At 45.4% G+C, this 15,860-nt stretch carries 11 protein-coding genes; 5 read left to right on the forward strand and 6 right to left on the reverse strand.

Annotated features, from left to right (window positions below; genetic code table 11):
• Positions 1–22: 22 nt before the first annotated feature.
• A complete protein-coding gene (locus AC6I8Y_RS09400) occupies positions 23–1,162 on the forward strand; it encodes a permease (RefSeq protein WP_498020006.1) in 1,140 nt (379 codons plus the stop codon).
• 84 nt (positions 1,163–1,246) lie between these two features.
• Here AC6I8Y_RS09400 and AC6I8Y_RS09405 read toward each other — a convergent pair whose 3' ends face one another.
• Complete coding sequence (locus AC6I8Y_RS09405; RefSeq protein WP_498020007.1) at positions 1,247–2,221, reverse strand: aldo/keto reductase; 975 nt, start codon at positions 2,219–2,221, stop codon at positions 1,247–1,249.
• A gap of 59 nt (positions 2,222–2,280) precedes the next feature.
• A complete protein-coding gene (xylB, locus tag AC6I8Y_RS09410; RefSeq protein ID WP_498020008.1) occupies positions 2,281–3,732 on the reverse strand; it encodes a xylulokinase in 1,452 nt (483 codons plus the stop codon).
• Between the two features lie 150 nt (positions 3,733–3,882).
• Here xylB and AC6I8Y_RS09415 point away from each other — a divergent pair, with 150 nt between their 5' ends.
• Complete coding sequence (locus AC6I8Y_RS09415) at positions 3,883–5,175, forward strand: XylR family transcriptional regulator (RefSeq protein ID WP_498020009.1); 1,293 nt, start codon at positions 3,883–3,885, stop codon at positions 5,173–5,175.
• 58 nt (positions 5,176–5,233) lie between these two features.
• Here AC6I8Y_RS09415 and AC6I8Y_RS09420 read toward each other — a convergent pair whose 3' ends face one another.
• From AC6I8Y_RS09420 to AC6I8Y_RS09430, 3 genes are all read right to left on the reverse strand, one after another.
• Positions 5,234–7,600: a glycoside hydrolase family 3 N-terminal domain-containing protein gene (locus AC6I8Y_RS09420; protein ID WP_498020010.1), complete on the reverse strand. Its 2,367-nt coding sequence runs from the start codon at positions 7,598–7,600 to the stop codon at positions 5,234–5,236.
• Positions 7,601–7,749: 149 nt separating this feature from the next.
• Positions 7,750–8,862, reverse strand: a complete 1,113-nt coding sequence (locus AC6I8Y_RS09425) for a substrate-binding domain-containing protein (RefSeq protein WP_498020011.1) — start codon at positions 8,860–8,862, stop codon at positions 7,750–7,752.
• A gap of 96 nt (positions 8,863–8,958) precedes the next feature.
• Entirely contained in the window at positions 8,959–10,347 is a 1,389-nt protein-coding gene (locus AC6I8Y_RS09430) for a glycoside-pentoside-hexuronide (GPH):cation symporter (RefSeq protein WP_252012114.1), read from the reverse strand.
• Between the two features lie 336 nt (positions 10,348–10,683).
• Here AC6I8Y_RS09430 and xylA point away from each other — a divergent pair, with 336 nt between their 5' ends.
• The 3 genes from xylA (at position 10,684) to AC6I8Y_RS09445 (ending at position 14,194) form a co-directional block, all read left to right on the forward strand.
• Positions 10,684–12,003, forward strand: coding sequence for a xylose isomerase (xylA, locus tag AC6I8Y_RS09435; protein WP_498020012.1), 1,320 nt, complete (start codon positions 10,684–10,686; stop codon positions 12,001–12,003).
• A gap of 125 nt (positions 12,004–12,128) precedes the next feature.
• On the forward strand, positions 12,129–13,745 hold the full coding sequence (locus tag AC6I8Y_RS09440; protein ID WP_498020013.1) for a glycoside hydrolase family 43 protein: 1,617 nt from the start codon (positions 12,129–12,131) through the stop codon (positions 13,743–13,745).
• A gap of 248 nt (positions 13,746–13,993) precedes the next feature.
• Positions 13,994–14,194 carry a hypothetical protein gene (locus tag AC6I8Y_RS09445; protein WP_128649495.1) on the forward strand — a complete coding sequence of 67 codons (201 nt, stop codon included), beginning with the start codon at positions 13,994–13,996 and terminating at the stop codon, positions 14,192–14,194.
• Positions 14,195–14,349: 155 nt separating this feature from the next.
• Here the strand turns inward: AC6I8Y_RS09445 and AC6I8Y_RS09450 are convergent, their stop codons facing one another.
• Positions 14,350–15,816, reverse strand: coding sequence for a glycosyl hydrolase (locus tag AC6I8Y_RS09450; protein WP_498020014.1), 1,467 nt, complete (start codon positions 15,814–15,816; stop codon positions 14,350–14,352).
• Positions 15,817–15,860 lie beyond the last annotated feature (44 nt).

Consider the following 15,860-nt stretch of genomic DNA (forward strand, 5'->3'; position numbering starts at 1 on the left):
CGAATTATTAGGAGAAACTAATATGAGCCCTGAATTCCTTTCCATGGCGACCGAGACAGCGAACATGTTCGCTTTTCTCGCAACTGAGTTAATCATTCTGTTTTTGGCAATTAGCTACATCGTCGGTGTACTACAAGAATTTCTGACTCCGGAAAAGATCCAGTCTATCCTGAGCTCAAAAAACGGCAGAGGCTATTTTGTCGCAGCCTTGCTTGGTTCTATTACCCCGTTTTGCTCATGCTCGACCATTCCTTTCTTAAAAGGACTGCTTCGCGCTCGTGCAGGGTTTGGACCTATGATGGTGTTCTTGTTTGCAAGCCCACTACTTAACCCTGTCATCATTGGCCTATTTGTGGTGACGTTTGGTATCAAGGTCGCGGTCTTCTATTTTGCGATTGCTATGTTTGTTTCTGTGACTGCAGGCTATGTACTAGAGAAACTAGGCTTTGAACGTTATGTAAAACCTGAGGCGTATGAGGCACAAGCTGCGAGTTCATGCGGCACATCATGTGGTGACAGCAAACCTGTCAAAGATGAACAAGCATCTTGTGCAACATCAACAAGTTGTGGTTCACCGAAGATTGAGTCATTAAAGCCTGTAGCAGCTAGTTGTACCGCAGACAGCTCTTGCTCAGCGCCAGCTCCTGCGACATCTTGCTGCTCGGAGAAAACGCCAGAGCCGACTATTACTAACATCAATGCTGACGGGACGGCTTGCTGTGACACAACGGCTGCAACACCAAAAGAAGACAACCGCTGGGTTCGCATTTGGAAATCAACGTGGAAAGACTTTAAACAGGTTTTCCCTTATCTAATGGTTGGTATCCTGCTAGGGTCATTTATTTATGGATTTATTCCAACTGACCTTATCGCGCAATACGCAGGCGAAGGTGTTTGGTATGCGATTCCTATTGCAGCAGTAATTGGTATTCCACTCTACATTCGTGCTGAAGCGGTAATCCCATTGAGCGCGGCACTTGTGCAGAAAGGCATGGCGCTAGGCTCAGTAATGGCTTTGATCATTGGTAGTGCTGGTGCAAGTCTAACGGAAGTCATCTTGCTAAAGTCTATCTTTAAAAATCAGATGATTGCAGCATTCCTGGTGGTTATCCTAGGTATGGCTATCAGCGCAGGTTATCTATATAGCTTTATGTTTGGTTAATTGTATCAACACAGTGAGACAACAGTGCCAGTTGTCTCACTGCCTTTCAGCCAACGCTGACTCTACCGTAACAACAAAGATCAACTACTTCGACAGCAGTAGGTCTATCTCAGACAATTGTGACTGAGTCAGTGCTCCTTTCTCCAACGCACCAATATGTCCACGCACCTGCTCTACCGTTCTAAATCCCGGGATGGGAACATTATTTGGGCTTGCAGCCCAAAGCCATGCCAATGCACCTTGAGTTAATGTTCTCTCATCACTAGTCAAAATTGCCTTGAGTTGTTCAAGTTTCGTCAGAAGCTCTGGCGCTGGTTTGCCATCTTTAAAATAGGTCATCCACTCCGGAGAGATCTTTCGAATGTCTGACGACGACAAGCTTGAGCCATCGGTGTATTTACCAGTCAAGAGTCCCATTGCAAGAGGGCTTCGGTTCAGACCCGCTAATTTATGTTTTTCGCAGACAGCCATCATGGCATGATTTCGATTGAACACATTACTTTCAAACTGAACAGAGGTATAAGCGTTGCGGTCAGTGAGTGACTCAGCTCGCTCTATGTCATCCGTGCTCCAACCATAACTGCGAATTTTACCTTCTGCTACTAAGACATCTAGCGTGTTAGCCACGCAATCAACATGCTCTACTGGGTGGTCACCGATGTGGAAATAGAATATGTCTAGGTAATCCGTTTTTAGGCGACGAAGGCTGTTTTCTAGCATGGCTCTAATCTCACCGGGTTGATGAAATGCGCCCAGCACTTGCTTGGTCTCTTCGTTGGCATCGAAGCCAAATTTGCTGCTAAGCACAACCTTGTCTCTGCGACCTGCGATTGCCTTACCAATGACATACTCACTGTGCCCTGCCCCGTAAATATTCGCAGTGTCAATCAAGTTGATGCCGTTATCGAGCCCCTCGTGTATAGCTCGAATAGATTCTCTGTCATCAACTTCTCCCCAGCCAAGAGGCGTATCCCCTTCCCAGAATGGGCCGCCAATAGCCCAGCAGCCCATACCGAGCGCGCTTACTTCAATGTCGCCTAATTTGCGAGATTCAATCATCGTTATCTTCCTTGAAAAATGCCACCCGAGTGGGTGGCAATGGTTTGACTTAGACTGTTTTAAAACAGACCTTTTAGTTGTTTGTACAGTGTTTGATAAGTTGCTCGTTTACTTTGATAGTAAGCTTGCTTGTCTGGGTTTGGCGTGTGGCTCTGTACTAGTTCAGGTACTGGGCACACGTCAGATAAAGTGGCCCCCTCTTTTGTACCAAGTACAGCAAGTCTTGCAGCACCAAGCGCAGGACCAACTTCACCACCTTTTCTGTAAACCAGCGGCATTTCAACAATATCGGCAAGCATTTGACGCCAATACTCACTTCTAGCACCGCCACCAATCAGCGACACTTCGTCTGGAATATTCTTGGTTACGTGCAAGGCATCGAATCCATCTGCAAATGCAAAACCAACGCCTTCAAGGACTGCTTGCGCCAGTTCAAGCTTGGTTGTTGAGTGAGTCATTCCGAAGAATACGCCCTTTGCATTGGGGTTGTTATGGGGGGTTCTTTCACCCGATAGATAAGGTAAGAACACCACCTGTGACGACTCATCTGCGTTTTCGGCAACGTCTGCGATCATCTCACCAACGTCTTCAAACCCAGTCAGCTCAGCGACCCAACTTAGACAAGAAGCTGCGCTAAGAATCACTGACATGGTATGCCAGGTATTCGGCAGCGCATGACAAAAACTGTGCAGCGCTGACTCAGGATTCGAGACAAAGCCGTCACTTACCGCAAAATAGACACCAGATGTGCCCAGCGATAGCATAGCTTGCCCTGGTTGAGTAATCCCGACGCCAACCGCACCCGCAGCATTGTCTCCGCCACCAGCGATCACAGCTACCTGAGGCATTTCCCATGCATTCGCGATCTCAGGACTTAAAATACCGGTTACAGCGCTGCCTTCAAAAAGCTCTGGCATCTGAGAGATAGATAAACCTGTTGCTGCAAGAAGCTCCTCACTCCACACACGCTTTTCTACATCTAACCAACAAGTACCCGCAGAATCAGACATGTCCGACGCGAAGTCTCCGGTCATTTTGAAACGCAAGTAATCTTTAGGCAGCAGTACCTTATCGACTTTTGCAAACACATCAGGCTCGTGGTTTGCCACCCATTTTAGCTTGGGTGCAGTAAAGCCGGGCATCATAATATTGCCGGTAATATCACGAGAGTTTGGCACTGCCGCTTCAAGCTCATTACATTCCGCCTCACAGCGTCCATCGTTCCATAAGATGGCTGGTCTTAATACGTCACCATTTTTATCAAGAAGCGTCGCACCGTGCATTTGCCCAGAAAGACCAATCGCAATAACATCACTCAGATTCACTGAGGCTTTGAGACCATTAATAGATTCACATGTCGCTTCCCACCAAGCGCTAGGATCTTGCTCCGACCATAATGGCTTAGGGCGAGATACCTCCAAAGAGACGGTACAAGAAGCAATGATTTCACCATGCTCTGTCATCGCGATAGACTTAACTCCCGAAGTGCCTAAGTCGATACCTATATACATATTTGTTTCCTTTAATTTCTCATATTTCGTTACGCGATCAGACTTGCATTTTTCCGCATAGCCTACTGCGTCTAATCTGTATTCAGTATCTGCCTAGTAAGCGTGTCAAACAATTATGTTTTTTTACAGGTGAATTCACGGATTTCACGAGTGAGTCTGAGATCACACCACGCGCAGCGAGTCGCTGATAAACTCAATTTCGAAACTGATAACACCATTAATAAAAATCAGGGCACCATGGATAAACGTTTTCGAATTACGCTGCTATTTAATGCCAATAAGGTCTATGACCGAGAGGTCATCGAAGGTATTGGTGAATACCTACAAGCATCTCAATGCGATTGGGATATTTTTCTTGAGGAGGAATTCACAACTCACCTAGATAACTTTCATAACTGGAAAGGCGATGGCGTCATCGCTGACTTCGACAATCCTAAAATTGCTGAACTGCTAAAAGATTCAGATATACCGGTTGTTGGTGTAGGCGGATCTTATGAGAAAGATGAAGACTACCCAGACATCCCTTATGTTGCTACCGATAACCAAGCACTCGTTGAACTGGCATACCAACATTTACGGGAAAAAGGGTTAGAAAACTTCGCCTTTTACGGAAAGCCACATGACAAGTGCAACCGTTGGGCGCACGAGCGTGAGAAAGCCTTCTCAAACATTGTTAAAAAAGAGGGCTATACAGGTTCAATTTATCGAGGTAGTGAGACCAACTCTAGAACCTGGACCTACGATATGAATCGGTTGGCGGATTGGCTACAGCGCTTACCCACCCCTACAGGAATTATTGCCGTTACTGACTCGCGAGCGCGTCACCTGTTACAGGTATGTCAGCACCTCAACATCATGGTGCCAGACAAGGTTTCAGTTATTGGCATCGACAACGAGGAACTTGCGCGATACCTTACGCGAGTATCATTGAGCTCTGTAGGGCAAGGCACCAAACAGATGGGTTATCGTGCGGCTAAGATGCTTCATCGTCTGCTTGATGCCAAAGACAAAGACGAGACAGTTAACCCAAACCAAGTATTGAAACATGCCCGAGTTATGGTTCCACCGACTCAGGTATTCGAACGTCAAAGTACTGACTATCAAGCGCTAAAAGATACCTACGTTATTCAAGCCATGCACTTTATTCGCCACAATGCCTGCAAGGGGATTAAAGTTGATCAAGTGCTAAGTTATGTTGGTATCTCTCGCTCTAATATGGAAGCGAGATTCAAAGCTGAGCGTGGACACTCAATCCATCAAGAAATTCACAACTCCAAGCTCAAGCGCGCATGTAACCTGCTTGGTAACACTGAACTGCCGATAGTCGAGATTGCCGAATTGTGCGGTTACCCTTCATTGCAGTATATGTACACAGTTTTCAAAAAGAACTTGGACCAAACCCCAAAAGAATACCGAGAGGCGTCTGTTAACACTGCTGACTAATCAGACTGCATTTACCCAACCAAATTGAAAAGGAGAGGCACCCCTCTCCTTTTTGATGCTATGAAATCGAAGTTTCACACACCATACGCCACTGTTGCGGCAGAATTCGTGTCTTACCCTTCACGGTAATAGTCTCTTTAAACACAATATCGGTTGATGACTTTCCAATCATAATGTCAAAGTCACCCGCTTCCACAATTCTCTGATGAAGATGGTTGGTCAAGTTGAGCATATCGACAGGTAACGAGAAGCATAACGTTTTCTGTTCTCCTGGCTCCAAAAACACCTTACCAAACCCTTTTAATTCTCGAATCGGACGAACTAGTGAACTAATTAAGTCTCTCACGTACAACTGAACAACCTCGTACCCTGCCAACTGACCTGTATTCCGCACGCTCATGGTAACCTCGATACATTCGTCGTGCTCCACCTCATGAGCTTTGATGTTAATCTCATCGTACTCAAACGTCGTGTAGCTCAGACCGTATCCGAAGGGGTAGTTCGAACCAAAGTGATAGGCAATCGGAGTACCGCCGCTCTTTAGCTTATGATTATAGTAATAAGGCACAGCGCCTACATTCTTCGGAATAGAAACCGTCAGACGACCACTCGGGTTTACCTTGCCAAGCAGCATATCGGTAATAGCTTGCGCGCCACATTGTCCTGGAGCCCAGCCGTACAAAATAGCCGCGGCTTCACTCTCAGCTCGCCCTAAGTTGTATGGACGACCGCCAGTCACAATCACAACAACGGGTTTACCAGAGTCTAACGCCATATCGATAAGCCCCTGTTGTACGCCCGGTAGATCAAGGCTATCAGCATCAGACCCCTCTCCAACCGTTCCCGTTTGGAAAAGCCCTGCGAGGTCACCCACGCAGACAACAGCAACCTCTGAATCTTGAATGACACCACCAGCTTCGATAAATCCTGATGTATCCATATCGATTGGAGAATCTAAGCACTGCGATAGCGCAAGGTCGACATCTCCTGGAAATACAGGGGCATTCGCATGTCTTTCTGTCAGGATATTGCAGCCCTTTGCAAGGCACACACTATCAAAAGCTTGCTCAAATGTTTCGCGCAAGGTTGCCGCAACTCGCGTATCACTCTCTTCACTGCTAAGAATTAGATGGACAGGGAAGCTATACCCCCCTAATAGAGCGAGTTGATCATCCGCCGTCGCCCCTAATAAGGCAACTTTTGTTTGATTAGACAAAGGAAGCAGTCCGTCGTTTTTGAGCAGCACTACAGACTCCGCAGCGACTTGGTACGCAAGTCGCTCTGAATCTTCATTATGCAAAGGCTCAGTATGTAACTCACAGTACGGATTCTCAAACAGTCCTAGTTCAAATTTCATCGTTAGAATGCGTGTCACAATTTCGTCTAACTTGGTGATTGAGAACTCTCCTCGCTCCATGGCAAGTTCCAGCTTAGTTGAGCACGCATCATCAGGCAGTTCGATATCAAGACCGGCATTAAACGATAGAGCCGCAGCACCCGCTGAGTCCGAGGCTATACCGTGATGAGAGCACAATAAGTCAACACCACCATAATCAGCAACCAACAACCCATCAAATCCCCAGCGATGACGAAGCACTTCGGTCAGTAGGTATTCAGAAGAATGACAAGGTTCGCCATCAATGTCATGGTAAGCAGGCATAATAGATCCCGCGTTACCAAGCTTAACCGCCATCTCGAAAGGTAAAAGAAAAGTGTCATTTAACTCTTTAAAACCAATGTGGACCGGCGCATGATTGCGCGCCCCTTCACTAAATGAATGTCCAACGTAATGCTTGAGTGTTGCCAATACATCGCGCTTCTCACTTTGTAAGCCTTTGACATAAGCGGTCGCGAGCAAGCCGACATGATAAGGGTCTTCTCCTAAGGTTTCCTCGGTTCGCCCCCATCTTACATCTCGAGATACATCCAGAACAGGCGCTAACCCCTGATGGGCACCCACTGCCCTGACTTGTCTACCAATGTCGGATGCCATTTCTTCGATAAGTGCAGGGTTCCAAGTATGGCCGTAGTTAAGTGACGATGGGTACAGCGTTGCATCTTTTGACATCAAGCCAACCAGACATTCTTCATGAGAAAGTGCTGGTATTCCAAGCCGCGTTTGATTAACCAAATAATCTTGCAACGCGTTAAGAGCTTTTACTCCTTCGACAGGCGAGACAGAGTGAGTACCTAGAGGACGAGTAATTTGTCCAATACCATGTTTAAGGCGTTCATGAATGGGCTTTTTCGACTCATGAGATCCCATCTCTAAATCTCGGTCTTGGTGGTCACCATGCTCGTCGAGGATAAGCCATTGAGCACCTAACTGCGCCAATTTCTCCAGCAGGGTCATTCGTGATAGAAGGTCGTTAACGCGCTCTGCCGTGTCAACATTTGGATTCTTGTAAAGGTCTTTGTAAAGCATAGTCTGATACCTGTTTCGTTCTTGATATCCGTACTATGTATCAATCCTGCATTGGATTATGGGCGACTCGATCTAATTACCAAATTCGTACATTCAGTTACCAGATAACGTCCTTTTGATCCTTATTTACAACTCAACGACTGCATGATTTACAACACAACCACGGCATGCTTCGCATTGTGTTGACGGTACTTCGCCGGTGACAAGCCTAGCTGCTTAATAAAAACCTGAGATAGGTAAGACTGACTGGGGTAACCACACTGTTTTGCAATACTCTCCATACGGTCATTTGTGGTCTCTAGCAGATGTTTAGCACGCTCTACACGGAGATTGGTTAAATATTGATGAGCAGTGACACCGTGAACAATTAGAAACCGAGTATCCAATGTCTTGCGTGAGATTCGGCAGAAATCCGTGACCTGTTTGATCTTTATATTAGAATGGAAATGATTTCGCATATAAAGCTCGGCTTTTACCACGACCTTATCTTCATCCCCTTCACTTGCAGTAGTTTTCGCATGAATGACTGTGTTTGATGAGAACAGCTTAGATACAGACCGCTTGTAACGAATTACCTGTTCTAGCGTCTCCATGCAGCTACGCCCAAGTTCAAAAGGATCAAGCTCTACCGAGCTTAACGGCATAGGGGACAGCAAACGTTCAGTGTCGTCATAGTCGGTGCCAATAATCGCAACTTGCTCTGGTACATTGATGCTTTCTAACTCGCATACCTCTGCTATGCGACGAGCCGACCTGTCTGACGAACAATAAACACCTAAAGGAAACATCCGACTTTTAATGGCATCATGTACATTGTCACAATAGTTAAGAGAGTGTTTAGGGGCTGCTCTTTGAAACGCTTTGTGTCGCTCTTGACTCCATGGCGTAACAAGATCTTGCTGGTTTGCGAAGTACCCGACATGCATAAAACCGCTTTTTGCAAAAGTGCGGATCGCTAAGCGAGCAAGCCCTTCATTGTCGAGAATGACGGAAGACAAAGTATCAGGGAGATCAACCGGCGAATGATTAGCATACACTACACGCTTTGCGCCCAACGTATCAACAAGGTGTTTTACTGCTGGTTTATTGTAATCCGCAATAACGTAATCCCAGCTTTCGCTGAGTATGTAGTCTAAGTTACTCGCACATTCTAAATAAAGACTAAGCTTGAGATCAGACTCATCAGAGCGAGCTTTGATACCCTTAAGCACTTGGCGGTCAAAATAGACCATGCTGTCGAGAAGAATAAGCAGCTTTTTCATAACTTACTTCCTAAGATTAGTGCTAAAAAAAGCCCTACTGGTGAGTAGGGCTTATAACGGCTCATCAGGAGCGACAAGACGTTTAGGGGGTTCTCATTAACCGAGCTCTGCATTGTGAGCAACAGGTTTACGTTGTTCGTTCTCTTTCGCATCAAGAACAAGGAGTGCTTTGATCTTCTCTAGATGTTCATTGTCTAGTTTGTAGAACATCATAAATACCGCAATTGAAGCGAAGAATACGCCAGGTATTACTGTGTAAAGTAAGTTAATCGCTGTGACTGCCTCAGCAGTTTGCGTCTCCGCACCGCCCACATAACCTGACCAAGCAAGAATCCAACCTACTGCTGCGCCACCAATCGCAATACCGAGCTTAATCGCAAATAAATTGGTTGAGAAAACCATACCGCTTAGTGAGCGATTGCTGCGCGTTTTCTCATAATCGACAACGTCCGACATCATGCTCCATAGAATTGGCGTTGTACTCATTTGAACCACACCAAGAATAATCACTAGGGCAAACACCATAAAGACATTCTGAGGGTCGACTAAGAACAGAACCGCTGATAAGAAACCTGAAGCAACAATCAGTGCACGATATACCTTTGGCTTGTCGTATTTGCCAAGCACTGGCGCAGAGAATATCGCACCGACGATGTTAGCTAGCATACCGGTAACCATAAAGGCAGTAGCAAGGTCCGCTCGTCCCATAACCGTGTTCACGTAGTACATGGTGGAAGCACCTTTAAGAACGATACCGGTCAGAAGGACAACATTGACGATAAACAATACGCGCCACTGGTTATTCTTCATTAGAAGCTTTAAGTCATCCCATACAGACTGCTTTTCTTCAATCTCTGGAACGCAACGCTCGGTGGTGTTAGCAAAGCTGAAAAAGAACAATGCAATCGCGCCCAAGCCCATAACTGCCATCGCACCCATGTAGCCTTTTTGCACGTCCCCTTGACCAATAACATCCACTAGCGGTAGCGCAACCATAGCCACGACCAAGCCACCAGCAGTACTCAGTGCGAAACGATAAGACTGAAGAGAAGTACGCTCTTTCGAGTCGTTAGTCATCGCGTTCGCCATAGCACAATACGGAACATTAATTGCCGTATACATTAACGTTAAAAATATATAAGAAACATAGGCATAGACAATCTTACCTGTCTCGCCGAAGTCTGGGGTAAAGAAGGCTGCCATACAAGCTCCCCCAAACGGAATCGCCATCCATAACAGATAAGGGCGATAGCGACCATGTTTCGATTTCGTTCTATCTACAATAGAGCCCATGATTGGGTCAGTTACCGCATCGATAAAGCGGACTAACAAAAACATGGTTCCCATATGGGCAGGCGACAAACCGTAAATATCGGTATAAAAATATGCAAGAAATAGCATTACTGTCTGCCATACAAAGTTACAGCCAGTATCGCCTAACCCATAAGCTATCTTCTCTTTTACGGATAACTTGATAGTGTTCATTTTAATTCTCCGGGTACCTAATGTGTCTGTCTCACATTCTTGACGCATCGATAAGTTAATTCAATTTACCCAATCTGGTTACTAATTTACGATATTTTTCATATGTGATTCAAATCGCCTAATCTCATATCATAGAATCTTAGTTTTATTATAAATCAATAACTTACATAAATACATCGAGCATGAAATGGAAAAACAAACCTTATTTTTGAGAACTAGGGCACATTTAGTAAATAGGTGAAATTTGGTATCAAAAATCATAATTGATGGCTTGGTCGAAAAGGTTGAATATTAAATACGAACGAAGTCCACAACCAGAAAATTGGAAATTAGGCTATGACTGAATTTTTTAAGAACATTAATAAAATCAAATTTGAAGGAAAAGAATCGACGAATCCTTTAGCGTTTCGTCATTACGATGCGGACCGCATGATTCTCGGTAAGTCGATGAAAGAGCATCTTCGTTTCGCTGCTTGCTACTGGCATAACTTCCGCTGGCCTGGTTCTGACGTATTTGGTGACGGTACTTTCGACCACGAGTGGTTAAAGGTATCAGACCCAATGGAACACGCTCGCGTTAAAGCGGATGCTGCATTTGAGTTCTTCTCAAAGCTAGATGTCCCATATTACTGTTTCCACGATACTGATGTTGCACCGGAAGGCGCTTCTATCAAAGAGTACGTAAACAACTTCCAAACAATGGTTGATGTATTAGAGCAGAAGCAAGAAGAAACAGGTCTTAAACTTCTTTGGGGTACGGCTAACGCATTCTCACATCCGCGTTATATGTCAGGTGCAGGCACAAACCCAGATCCTAAAGTATTTGCTTATGCTGCAACCCAAATTTTCAACGCTATGGGCGCAACTAAGCGCCTTGGTGGTGAAAACTACGTACTTTGGGGTGGTCGTGAAGGCTATGAGACACTGCTAAACACTGACCTACGTCAAGAGCGTGAGCAGCTAGGTCGCTTGATGCAAATGGTTGTAGAACATAAGCACAAGATTGGCTTTAAAGGCGCAATCCTAATTGAACCTAAGCCGCAAGAACCAACTAAGCACCAGTACGATTACGATACTGCAACAGTTTACGGTTTCTTGAAGCAGTTTGGTCTTGAGAACGAAGTTAAAGTAAACATCGAAGCGAACCACGCTACGCTAGCAGGTCACAGCTTCCACCACGAAGTAGCAACAGCTACATCACTAGGTCTATTCGGCTCTATCGATGCTAACCGCGGTGACGCGCAACTAGGCTGGGATACTGACCAGTTCCCTAACAGTGTTGAAGAAAACACGCTAGTGATGTACGAAATCCTAAAAGCAGGCGGTTTCACTACAGGTGGCTTCAACTTCGACGCACGCGTTCGTCGCCCTTCTATCGACCTAGAGGATTTCTTCCATGGTCACATCGGTGGTATGGACGTAATGGCTCTATCACTTGAGCGTGCAGCTGACATGATTGAAAACGACGTTCTATCTAAGAATATTGCACAGCGCTATTCTGGTTGGAACGAAGATCTTGGTAAGAAAATCCTAACGGGCGATCTAAACCTAGAACAGGTGGCTAATTACGCGATGGATAATAACCTATCTCCAGTGAAAGAATCTGGCCGTCAAGAACATCTAGAAAACATTGTGAACGGGTTCATCTACAAGTAATCCTTGTGTGAACATTTGCTTCAAGCCCAAGTATAATCGGGGGATGTGCTTGGGCTTTTTTATTGCGTGCGTGTTGAGTTTTCTCAGCACCTTTTTCAATGCCCTTTCTTTGTGAGTATTTTCCAATGACGCAAACTATTCAAAATCCTGTACTAAAAGGTTTTAATCCTGATCCATCAATTGTTCGTGTTGGTGATGACTATTACATTGCGACGTCAACATTTGAATGGTTTCCTGGCATTCAAATTCATCATTCAAAAGACTTAGTCAATTGGCGTCTACTCAGCCATGTCCTTACTCGAACCTCTCAACTTGACATGACTGGTATGGACAACTCAGAGGGTGTGTACGCTCCTGCCCTAACCTATGCGGATGGTAAATTCTGGGTGTGTTTTTCGAATGTACACTCTTGCCGTGGTGGTAACTGGATGGCAACACCAAGCTTTGTGGTGACCGCAGACAATATTGAGGGTCCCTGGAGTGAGCCAACACCTATCGGCAATTACGGTTTTGACCCATCGCTTTTCCATGATGACGATGGCAAGAAATACATGCTAAACATGATCTGGGATGGGCGAGCAAAAACCAACTTCTTCGGCGGCATCGTCATGCAAGAGTTCGATGCTGAACGTGGTGAGCTCGTGGGTGAACCTCGAAATATCTTTGAAGGCACGTATCTGGGCTGTACAGAAGGTCCACAGATGCTCAAGAAAGATGGTTACTATTATCTCATCACTGCAGAGGGTGGCACTGAACGCAACCATGCAGTGACAATTTGCCGTTCAAAGAATGTTTGGGGACCTTACGAGGTGCATCCAGATAACCCAATTCTAACAAGTCGTTTCCAAGAGGACGCTGAATTATCTCGCGCTGGTCACGGATTTTTAGTCGAAACTCAACAAGGCGAATGGTACTTAAGCCACCTCTGTGGTCGACGTATTCCAAATCCTGAGGGCTATCAGTTCATTCCAAAGTATGACAATGGCTTTTCGATTCTTGGACGTGAAAGTGCAATCCAAAAAGCGCATTGGGAAAATGGGTGGCCGTATGTAACAACAGGCAAAACGCCCGTCGTTGAGGTTACTGCACCAGAACTCGAACCTTGCCCTTGGCCAGAACTACCCAAAATCGACAACTTCGATTCACCAGAACTGGATATCAACTTCCAAACACTCAGAGAGCCGTTAGATGAATCTTGGGCTTCACTTACTGAGAAGCCAGGTTACCTGAGACTTAAAGGACGTCACTATTTAAGTTCTCGTTATCAAAATAGCTTGGTTGCACGCCGATTCCAAAGCCACTATGCAACGGTAGAAACTAAGTTGGAGTTTAATCCAACAACGCCTTACGAAATGGCGGGCTTAAGCGCTTATTATGCTCGAAATGGTCACTATTTCTTAAAGATGACTGCTAACGATGTGTGCGAGAAAGTGCTACAGATTGCGGGAAACATTAACGATGTTTATGGCGAGTATAGCGAAGAGGTCCGCATTGGTGATTGCGATGCGGTCTATCTTCGCCTAGAGCTTAAGTGCCAGTGGTATCAGTTCTCTTATTCACTTGATGGTGAAAACTGGCTAACTATTGGTCCTGCGCTCAACAGTACCCCTTTATCTGACGAAGGTGGACCCGATATCTTTAGATTTACAGGTAGCTTTGCAGCGCTGTTTGCTTGCGACATTACAGGCAGAATGCAGCCGGCGGATTTTGACTACTTCAGCTATCAGGAACACGAAGCGTAAGCCTTAGTTCCCAGATTGTTGCGATAGATTGAAACACCAATAGCATCTCTTTACTAAACCATGGCTATCGAGCTTCTGTTCGATAGCCATTTTTTATGTTGCACGTCCGTAAACTAAGCTCTTGTTCTGATCTATTAATTACGAGCATTAAAATTTTATGAAAGTTTATTACGGACATTGATCACATTTTTATTTCATTGTATAGTTATTACACCAACTTCGGTAACAAAATTACAAGGAATGCTAATATGCTATCAGTAATTAAGAATCTATTCGTACCAACAAAAGACTACGCAGGCCGTAACATTGATTTAGTGATCGAACGACTAGCAGCGCAAACCAACACAGATGTCCACGCTTGGTCGTACCTAAACGAATCAGCCGTGTATGAAAATACAAAGACGGGAATGCGCGTTTATCGTCACGAGGTATCAAAACGTGCTGCATAATAATCTATCAATTCTAAATCAATCAGGGTGGGCGGTGTCGTCCACCTTAGATCAGCTCTAATCCTCCCCAAGCCCCGACCTTACTGCGAAAAAACAAAAAAGCGCCACGTAAACGCAGCGCCTTATAAATCAGTGTTTCTGAGACCTTTCGACAATTATCGTCTGTCAAAAACCACATAGTCTGTGTTTAATGCCGTATCACCGGTTTCCCACTTGATGGCTACATCAGCCCCTTCTGGGATATCAACTCGCATCTCTACTTTGTTGTACGTTCCAACCCAAGAGCCTGTCGAATCGAACTCTATGTCATAAGATCGTTGACCGTTGACAAACAGGCCAATTTTGCCTGACCGTTCCGACGCATAGCGAATCACAAAATAGTTAGACTGAGGGACACCTTTAAAGGTCAAAGAGTCACCCAGCTGATACATATATGCCATCCCCTTGCCGCCTGCTGCAGCGCCATCTGGGTAGATACGTACATTGCCGGTTGGCGTCGCATCTTCAGCCTGCCATTGGTTTTCTTGTGGTACAGTGTCTTCAGCGGCTTTGTTTCGTGCTTGTTTCAACTCATCGTAGTCGTCTGGAAGCAAGAAGATTGGTGGAATGGCAACCGTTGACGTAACCAACCACTCTTCTCTCTTGATGGTTCTGCGCCATTTATTCGCGATGTATAAGTTCGATTGAAGGCGTGTGTCACCCCAACCTTGACCTTTCCACATCGGCTGTACATCCCAGTCGGCATTGATGTACGCGATGATTTTGATAACGTCTTGGTTTTCTTTTAGATGATTCAAAAAAGGCTTGAACCAGCTATCCCATGTTTTTTTACCATCATCCAGCATCAGGTTATAACCGCGCGGAGTAAGCTCTGCAATCATGACTGGTTTGCCACGTTCACGAGCAATGCGCAGCATTTCTTGTCCCGCTAGTTTTGGGTCGTGGTTGAAGTATGAATAGGCTACCCAGTCTACATAACCATCGCCTGGATAGTAGCTCAATAGTTCCTCTCTATCCTCTTCATAGCCACTGGATTGCCACACGTACTCAACGTTATCAACATTAAGTTTGTTTAGACCATCAACAATACGTCGGTATGCCGCTTTATAATCATCAGAAGCGTAACCATTCCAACTACCCTCAAACTCATAACCGATTCGCAGGTAAACCGTTCTTTCTGATTGACTGATCCAGTTAGCCAATTTGGAAATGTTATTGTCTAACTTACCCGCGTTGATAGCATCAAGTTGGTCTACCAAGTAGAGCCCCATCGCAATATCAACGCCTTTAAACGCGTCACTTTCTAAGTAGAGATTTGCGTGGTTATCACCCGCGCCGTAGTTCACCTTCTGCTCGAGACCTTCAAGATCTTTTAGACTGGTATAAACCGTTACACCGCTTGGGATGCCAAAATAGTCAACATAGCCTTGGTCGTAGTCTTCTAATCCGCCGACCGCGCCGAGGTCTTGACCCACAAATAGCTCGATGGGTTTCTCTGCGATATCCGCAGGTAAAGCTTTCGGTATCGTGTCTACAGCCACTGTGCTTGGCTGACTGCTACACCCCGCAATGATGGCTGCACTGGCCATAGAGGCAATAACAGGAGTAATGAGTTTTCTCATATAAAATCCTTTCTTTGAGGTAAAAAAAGGCCCCGGAGGGCCTT

It is taken from the genome of Vibrio sp. KUL78, from assembly GCF_059725505.1.